The organism is Streptomyces beigongshangae (assembly GCF_019710745.1).
Taxonomy (GTDB): domain Bacteria; phylum Actinomycetota; class Actinomycetes; order Streptomycetales; family Streptomycetaceae; genus Streptomyces; species Streptomyces beigongshangae.
In genome coordinates this window covers 41594-49218 of record NZ_JAHKJW010000056.1, presented here as the reverse complement: position 1 = coordinate 49218, position 7625 = coordinate 41594, and the positions used below count along the sequence as shown (strand labels likewise).

General features: G+C 75.8%; 8 protein-coding genes. All 8 read right to left on the bottom strand.

The window, feature by feature from the left end; translation table 11 throughout:
- On the bottom strand, positions 1 to 1032 hold a 1032-nt coding region (locus KM933_RS31520), incomplete at its 3' end, for an AAA family ATPase (RefSeq protein WP_221358585.1).
- Positions 1029 to 1154, bottom strand: coding sequence for a hypothetical protein (locus tag KM933_RS39855; RefSeq protein WP_260334433.1), 126 nt, complete (start codon positions 1152 to 1154; stop codon positions 1029 to 1031). The genes KM933_RS39855 and KM933_RS31520, both read right to left, overlap by 4 nt.
- Positions 1151 to 2314, bottom strand: coding sequence for an exonuclease SbcCD subunit D (locus KM933_RS31515; protein ID WP_221358583.1), 1164 nt, complete (start codon positions 2312 to 2314; stop codon positions 1151 to 1153). Before KM933_RS31515 ends, KM933_RS39855 begins: the two co-directional genes overlap by 4 nt.
- 68 nt (positions 2315 to 2382) lie before the next feature.
- A complete protein-coding gene (locus tag KM933_RS31510) occupies positions 2383 to 3009 on the bottom strand; it encodes a YigZ family protein (protein ID WP_221358581.1) in 627 nt (208 codons plus the stop codon).
- A gap of 61 nt (positions 3010 to 3070) precedes the next feature.
- Positions 3071 to 3619, bottom strand: coding sequence for a SixA phosphatase family protein (locus KM933_RS31505; protein WP_221358579.1), 549 nt, complete (start codon positions 3617 to 3619; stop codon positions 3071 to 3073).
- Positions 3620 to 4666: 1047 nt separating this feature from the next.
- Complete coding sequence (locus KM933_RS31500) at positions 4667 to 5587, bottom strand: ABC transporter ATP-binding protein (RefSeq protein WP_221358577.1); 921 nt, start codon at positions 5585 to 5587, stop codon at positions 4667 to 4669.
- Positions 5584 to 6600 (bottom strand): FecCD family ABC transporter permease, encoded by a 1017-nt coding sequence (locus KM933_RS31495; RefSeq protein WP_221358575.1) that lies wholly within the window; start codon positions 6598 to 6600, stop codon positions 5584 to 5586. The genes KM933_RS31500 and KM933_RS31495 overlap by 4 nt, the downstream gene beginning before the upstream one ends.
- Positions 6597 to 7619, bottom strand: a complete 1023-nt coding sequence (locus KM933_RS31490) for an ABC transporter substrate-binding protein (RefSeq protein ID WP_221358573.1) — start codon at positions 7617 to 7619, stop codon at positions 6597 to 6599. The genes KM933_RS31495 and KM933_RS31490 overlap by 4 nt, the downstream gene beginning before the upstream one ends.
- Positions 7620 to 7625: the final 6 nt, after the last annotated feature.

The window sequence follows — 7625 nt, the reverse complement described above, 5'->3', positions numbered from 1 at the left end:
GGCCGCCCGCCGGTGCTCGGTGCCGGCCGCCTCGCGCAGCCCGAGTGCGGGCGCCACGGCCTCGGCCCTGCGGGCGCGCTCCATGCGCTCCCGGTCCGCCTCGCGGGTCCCGGCGCGCTCCTCCAGCCGGGCGGCCCGCTCCCGCGCCTCGGCGAACCGGTGCTGGAGGCGGGCCACTTCGCGCACGTCCTCCAGTACGCGGTCCGCGGCGGCCCGTGCCGACTCGGTGGCTTCCTGGGCGCGGTGGGCGATCGTGAGGGTCTCGCGGGCCGTGCTCCTGGCGACCGCCGCCCACTCCAGCACGGCCCCGGCGAGCCCCGGGTCGCCCGGTTCGAGGTCGGGCAGCGGCAGTTCGACGAGGTCGCCGGCCGCCTGGTGCATCCGGTGGGCGTCGGCGAGCAGTTCGGCGTCCCCGGCGCGCACCCGCGTCTCGGCCGTGCGTCTGCGCTCGGCCAGCCGCTGCTCGACGGCGGTGAAGCGCCGGGTGTCGAAGAGGCGGCCGAGGAGTCTGCCGCGGGCCTCGGCGTCGGCCCGCAGGAAGCGCGCGAAGTCGCCCTGGGGCAACAGCACGACCTGGCAGAACTGTTCGCGGCTCATCCCGAGGAGCTGGGTGATCTCCTCGCCGATCTCCTGGTGGGAGCGGCTGAGGTCCTTCCAGGAGGCGCCCGGCGCGTGGTACTCGCGCAGCCAGCTCTGCGCCTTCTCCGTCGTGGTGCCCGTGCCGCGCCGCTTGGGGCGCTCGAAGGGCGGCTGCCGGGTGACCTCCAGACGGCGTCCGGCCACGGTGAGTTCGAGCGCGACCTCGGTGCGGGTGGCCGCGGGCGCGTGGTCGCTGCGCAGCGAACCGCCCTGCCGGGCGCCCGGCACGGAGCCGTAGAGCGCGAAGCAGACGGCGTCCAGGACGGAGGTCTTTCCGGCGCCGGTCGGCCCGTGCAGCAGGAAGAGCCCCGCGGCCGACAGGTCGTCGAAGTCGACCTCCTGGGCACCGCCGAACGGCCCGAAGGCGGTGATGCGCAACCGGTGCAGCCTCATCGGCCCTCCTCGAAGTCCGGCCCGTGGAGGGGACCTTGCGGCTGGACGAGGCCCTGCGGCTGGACGAGGTCCTGCGGCTGGGCGGGGCCTTCCCGGCCGTCCGGGGCGTACGGCGGGGTCACCTGGCGACCTCCCGGACCGTGTCGTCGGCGCGGACCGTGTCGAACGCGTCCCGCAGCACCGCCTGTTCGCGCTCGTCGGGTCCGGCGCCGCGCACATGGGCCACGAAGTCCTCCGCGATCTGCTGGTCGCCGCGGCCCGCGAGCCGCCGCGCGTACGAGACGTCCGGGTCGTCCGGTGCCCGCTCCGGGGCGAAGACGAGGCTGAGCGTGTGCGGGAACCGCACGGTGAGGCGTGCCATGGGGTCGGCGGGGCGCACCGGGTCGGTGAGGGTGGCCTCGACCCACGCCTCCTCGTGGCGCGCCAGCCCCGGATCGGCGAGCAACTGCGCCAACTCCCCCCGGATACGGGCCAGTGCGCGCGGTACGGGGCAGTCGACGCGCTCGGCCCCGACCGAACCGTCCGCCCCGAGGTCGACCAGCCACATGCTCTTGCGGTGGTCCGCCTCGGAGAAGGAGTACGGCAGCGGCGACCCCGAGTACCGCACGCGCGCGGTGATGGCCTGGCTGCCGTGGAGATGGCCGAGCGCGACGTAGTCGACCCCGTCGAAGACACCGGCGGGGACGGACGCGACACCGCCCACCGTGATGTCCCGCTCGCTGTCGCTGGCCTCGCCGCCCGTGACGAAGGCGTGGGCGAGGACGACGGAACGGGTGCCCGGCGCGCGGGTGGCGAGGTCGGCCCGCACCCGGTCCATGGCGGCGGCGAGCACGCTCTCGTGGCCCGCCTTCTCCACCCCGAACTCGTCCTTCACCAGCGCCGGTTCGAGATACGGCAGTCCGTAGAAGGCCACGTCCCCGAAGGCGTCGCGCAGCAGCACCGGTGTGCCGCAGGCCGCCGGCTCGGTGCGCAGGTGGATGCCCGCGCGGTCGATGAGCCCGGCGCCGACACCGAGCCGGCGCGCCGAGTCGTGGTTGCCGGAGATCATCACGGTGGGGACGCCGAGGCCGGCCAGGCGGTGCAGCGCGTCGTCGAAGAGCCGGACCGCGGCCAGCGGGGGCACGGCCCGGTCGTACACGTCGCCCGACACGACCACCGCGTCCACGCCGCGCTCGCGCACGGTGGTGACGAGGTGGCCGATGAACTCGGCCTGGGCGCCGAGCATGTCGACCCGGTGGAACGCCCGGCCCAGGTGCCAGTCGGAAGTGTGCAGGAGCCTCATGATCCCCGAGACTAACGGCTGGGTCGGACACCACGGGCGGCTGCTCCCGTATCGCCCCGGTCCGCGGCCTATGCGTCCCCGTACGCCTCTCCGCCCGGTTCGAACCCCGCCGTCCCCGCCGTGCTGTCGGCCAACCAGCTCCGGAAGTGGGCCACATCGGCGTCGGGCAGGGCGATCTCCAGGGTGACGGCCTCCCCGTAGCGCACGTCGCGCACGTCGCGGCCGGTCGACCGCAGGTCGTTCTGCAGCCTGCCCGCCCGCTGGTGGTCGACGGTCACGGTCGCGAGCCTCAGGCGCCTGCGGGTGCGCGTGCCGAGGGCGTCCAGCGTCTCCCCGACCACGCCGCCGTAGGCGCGGATGAGTCCTCCCGCGCCGAGTTTGACGCCTCCGTAGTAGCGGGTGACGACGGCGGCGACGTACCGCATGTCGCGCCGCAGCAGCATCTGGAGCATCGGGAGGCCCGCGGTGCCGCCCGGTTCGCCGTCGTCGCTCGCCTTCTGCACGGCGGCGTCGGCGCCGATGACGTACGCGAAGCAGTTGTGCGTCGCGTCCGCGTGCTCCTTGCGGACGGCCGCGACGAAGTCCCGCGCCTCCCGCTCGGTGGCCGCCGGTGCCAGCGCGCAGCGGAAGCGCGAGTGGCCGATCTCGGTCTCGTGCACGCCTGCGCGGGCCACGGTGCGGTACTCGTCCTGCATCGGACCAGCGTATGCGTGCCGCGCGCGTGCGCACGACCACCGGTCACCGCGACCGCGAGCGTCACCCGGAGCCCTTGGGGCCCCGCGGCACGATCATGTCCGTGAGCAGGGCCGCGCCGGGGCCGAGCGCGGCCCAGGCGCTGCCGTGCCAGGCGAGGACGGCGACGGCCGAGGTGGGGAACTTCCTGCGGACGTCCTCCAGCGCGTCGCCGAGGCCGTCCCCGGCCAGCGCCAGGACCAGTTCCTCCAGGCCGGGGTTGTGCCCGACGAGCAGCAGGGTCCCGACCTCCGCGGGCACCTCGCGCACCACGTCGAGCAGCTCGGGCACCTCCGCCGCGTACAGCCGCGCGTCGTGCCGTACCGGCGGGGGCGTGCCCCACTCGGCGGCGGTCAGCTCCCAGGTCTGCCGGGCGCGGACGGCGGTGGAGCAGAGCGCGAGGTCCGGCAGGCAGTCGGCCGCGGCGAGGGCACGGCCGGCGGCCGGGGCGTCCCGGCGCCCGCGCGGCGCGAGGGGCCGCCGGTGGTCGGGGACGCCGTCCGGCCAGGCGGACTTGGCGTGCCGCAGGACGGCGAGCCGGCGCAGCGGGCCCGCTCCGGCGCGCGCGATCACGCCGGAGCCCCGCGGCCGACGTCCTGGGTGAGTCCGAGCCCGAGGAGCCGGTCCGCATAGGCGTACGTCTCGAAGCGGGCCCCGTCCGGAACGGTCCCCGAGGTCTCCACCCCGCGCAGCACGGCGAGCACGGCGGGCACGTCCAGGTCGTCCTCCCAGGCGGCGCGCAGCCGGTCCCGTACGGGGTCGGGGATGGGGCCGGAGGGCCGGGTGGCCCAGGCGGCGACCGCGCTGCGCCAGTGCTTCACCCGCCGCTCCGCCTCGGCGAGGTCGGCCGCGCCGAGCCGCAGGGGTTCCCGGCGGGGGCGGGCGAGCAGGGCGTAACGCAGGGCCGTGGCGCTCTCCTCGTCGTCCGCCGCACCGCTGTCGAGGCGNACCGCGCTGCGCCAGTGCTTCACCCGCCGCTCCGCCTCGGCGAGGTCGGCCGCGCCGAGCCGCAGGGGTTCCCGGCGGGGGCGGGCGAGCAGGGCGTAACGCAGGGCCGTGGCGCTCTCCTCGTCGTCCGCCGCACCGCTGTCGAGGCGGGCCGGGGCGACCTCCAGGCACAGACCGCCGGCCGCCGCGGCCGGTGGCGCGGCACCGGCCGCGGCGCCGGCCGTGTGCCCGGCCGTGTGGCCGGCCGTGTGGCCGTCCGTGTGGCCGTCCTCCGCCGGGGCCAGTACGTGCAGCACCTGCGCCTCGCCCAGGCCGGGGGCGTCCGGGCCCGGGCCGTCCGGGCCGCTCTCCCGTCCGTCCTCGAAGGGCTCGAAGGGCTCGAAGGGGCGGATGCCGAGCGCCGTGGCCCTGGCGCGGAGTTCGGCGCGTCGGTCCGTGCCGGTGAGGACGGTCCAGACGGGTGTCCCGCCGATCTCCAGGGCCCGTACGAGGACGTCGGCGACGAGGAGCACGCGCAGGCCGGTGGTGTCGGGGCGCGGCACATGGGCCTGGACGCGGGTCAGGCCCCGGCGGGCGGGGGTGGCGGTGGCGGAGGCGCCTGTCCGGGCGTCGGTGATACGCAGCACGGGCCGAGCGTAGGCGGACGGGACGCCGTGCGCGGGGATCCCGACGTCATTCCGGACGCGCGTCAGCGGATTCCTGGGGCGCCGGCCGGCCCAGGGTGCCCAGGAAGCGGACGTGCGGCCGGCCGTCGGCGTCGCGGGTGACGGCGGCCCGGACGCCGTACACCCCGGCGATGAGGTCCTCGGTGAGGACGTCGCCCGGGGTCCCGCAGGCCACCGTGCGTCCTTCGCGCAGGACGAGGAGCCGGTCGCAGAACATCGCAGCGAGGTTCAGGTCGTGCAGGGCGACGACGCTGGTGACCGGGAGCGAGGCGACGAGGGCCAGCAGGTCGAGCTGGTGCTGGATGTCGAGGTGGTTGGTCGGTTCGTCCAGGAGCAGTTCGCGGGGTTCCTGGGCGAGGGCGCGGGCGATCTGGACGCGCTGGCGCTCGCCGCCGGACAGGGTGTGCCAGGACTGGTGGGCGCGGTCGGCGAGACCGGTGCGCGCCAGGGCCTCGCGCACGGCCTCCTCGTCGGCCCCGGACGGGGGCGACCAGGCGCGCCGGTGCGGGGTGCGGCCCAGGCGCACGACCTCCAGGACGCTCATCTCCGCCTGGGTGTCCGCCTGCTGCTCGACCACCGCGACCCGGCGGGCGATGTCACGGCGGCCCAGCGCGGCGAGCGGCCGGCCGTCGAGGGTGACGACGCCCGAGGCCGGGGCGAGGACGCCGGAGAGCAGGCGCAGGAGGGTGGACTTGCCGGAGCCGTTCGGGCCGAGAAGGCCGACGGTGGTGCCGGGGGCGGGGCTGAGGGTGACGCCGTCCAGGATGACGCGCCCGTCGGCGGTGCGGGTGACATGCCGGGCCCGCAGCCCTTCGGCCGGCCCGGCGTCCGTGTGCGAGGCACCGCGCCCGGCATCCGCGTGCGCGCCGCCGCGCCCGGCGTGGGTGTGTGCGCCGCCGCGGGCGCCGGTCGCGCGCGCGGCCGTCATCGCGCCCTCCGTGTCCGGTACAGCACCAGCACGAACACCGGTACGCCGATGAGCGAGGTGACCACGCCGACGGGCACCTCCTGGGGATCGAGGACGGTACGGGCCAGGGTGTCCACCCAGACCAGGAACACCGCGCCGGCGAGGGCGGCGACCGGCAGCAGCCGGGCGTGGCCGGAGCCGACCAGCGCCCGCGCGGCGTGCGGCAGGACGAGGCCGACGAAGCCGATGGCGCCCGCCGAGCTGACGAGGGCGGCGGTCAGGAGGGCCGTGGCGCACAGCAGCACCAGCCGCGTGCGGGCCACGGACACCCCGAGGGTGGCGGCGGCGTCCTGGCCGAAGGCGAAGGCGTCGAGCGTGCGCGCGTGCGCCAGGCAGACCGCCAGCGCGACGGCCAGCACCGCGAGGCAGATCCGGACGTCGGTCCAGCCGGTCCCGCCCAGCGAGCCGAGCAGCCAGAACAGCACACCGCGGGTGGTCTCGGCGTCGGCCGCGGTCAGGACGACGAAGGAGGTGAGCGCGGAGAAGAGCTGCATCGCGGCGACTCCGCTGAGCACCACCTGGTCCGTCGTGCCGCCGAGGGTGTGGCTGAGCAGCAGGACGAGCCCGAAGGAGAGCAGCGCGCCGAGGAACGCGCCCGCGGAGACGGACACCAGGCCGCCGCCCGCCCCGAGGACCACCACGACGACGGCGCCGGTCGAGGCGCCCGAGGACACGCCGAGGACGAACGGGTCGGCGAGCGGGTTGCGCAGCAGGGACTGCATCACCGCGCCGCACACGGCGAGTCCGGCGCCGCAGACGGCGGCCAGCAGGGTGCGCGGCAGGCGCAGCTCCCAGACGATGCCGTCCCGGACGGGGCTCAGTCCGCTGCTCCCCCAGCCGAGGTGGGAGGCGACCACGGACCAGACGTCCCCGACCCGGATGTCCGCGGGGCCGATGGTGATCGCGACGGCGACGGACGCGACGAGCAGGGCCGCACCGGCCGCGCAGAGCGGCCACACACCCGGTCGTGTCACCCCGCGAGCCCGAACTCCCGCAGGGCCGCCGCCACTTGCTCGACGCCGTCGACGGTGCGGATGGTCGGGTTCAGGGCCTGCCCGCTGAGCCGGACGTACCGCTTCTCCCTGACGGCGGTCATGTTCCTGGTGACCGGGTCGGACTCCAGGAACTCGATCTTCCTCTCCGCGGACTCGGCGGTCTGCGACTTGCGGGTCAGATCGCCGATGACGAGGACGTCGGGGTCACGGTCGGCCACCGTCTCCCAGTTGATCTGGGGCCATTCCTGGCGGGTGTCGTCGAAGACGTTCCTCGCGCCCAGCGCCCGGGTCATGATGCCGGGGGACCCGCAGCAGCCCGCCATGTAGGGCGACTCGGCGTTGGCGAACCAGTACAGGAGGGAGACGTCCGTGGCGTCGGCGCCGGAGGTGGCCCTCGCCATGCGCCGCTCCAGTTCGGCGACGAATTCCTCGCCCCGCTCCTCGACGCCGAACACCTCGGCCAGATCGCGTATCTCGTCGTGGACGGCGTCGATGCCGAGCGGCTCACTGCGGGCGCCGTCGCCGTCGCCGGTGTTGTCCTTGCCCACGCAGTCCGAGGGCGCGACGTACGCGGGCACGCCGAGTTTCTCGAACTGCTCCCGGGTGGCGACGCCTCCCTTGCCGAGCACGGACTCGAACGAGGCGGCGACGAAGTCGGGGTCGGCGTCCAGGACCCGTTCGAAGGAGGGGGCGTTGTCGGCGAGCCGCTCCACCTTCGCGTTGGCCTTCTCCAGAGCCTTCGGCACGGGGTCGGTCCAGGTGGCGGTGCCGGCCATGCGGTCGGCCAGGCCCAGCGAGAGCATGATCTCGGCGGAGCCCTGGTTGAGGGCGACGGCCCGGCGTGGCGGGGACTCCACCCGTACGGTGTGCCCGCAGTTGTCCAGGGTGACGGCGGCTCCGGTGTCCGCGCCGGGCGGGTCGGCCGCTCCGCAGCCGGTCAGCAGGAGGGCCGCGCACAGGAGCAGGGCGGCAGGGCGGGCGGGGCGTGCGAAGGGCACGGAAGT